The 405-nt window shown below is 27.4% G+C and carries 1 protein-coding gene; it reads left to right on the forward strand.

Going from position 1 to position 405, the window contains the following annotated elements:
• Positions 1–181, forward strand: a 181-nt coding sequence (locus AB4Y90_RS18265; protein ID WP_441558974.1) for a helix-turn-helix domain-containing protein, incomplete at its 5' end; no start/stop codon positions are given.
• Between the last annotated feature and the right edge of the window lie 224 nt (positions 182–405).

Here is a 405-nt window from a genome sequence, read left to right on the forward strand (position 1 = left end):
TCTGAGAATTGATTATGTGGTAAAAGAACTGCATAAAAATTCTGTTTTCAGAAAATATACTATTCAAACCATTTCAGAAGAAGTAGGATATAAAAGCCCTACAACTTTTGTAAAGGCATTCAAAGATCGCACCCAACTCACTCCTTCCGATTATATAAAACAACTAGATGATACCGTTTGATAATTATTTTACATTTGATTTTATTTAATAGCTAAAACATTGATTTATAAGTAATTTTTCCGTGATTATGCATCAAAATAAGGTTCATCAAATTTATAAATTTGGTGAACCTTATTTTTTCTTAGGCTTAGGTTTTAGGTAAGTTTGATAAACATTTAAATCTAAGCATATGAAAAAATTTATTTTTTTGTTTGGTATGATGCTGATTTTGCATATCCATGCAC

The sequence above is a fragment of the Chryseobacterium sp. 2TAF14 genome (genome assembly GCF_052115105.1).
Lineage (GTDB): Bacteria > Bacteroidota > Bacteroidia > Flavobacteriales > Weeksellaceae > Chryseobacterium.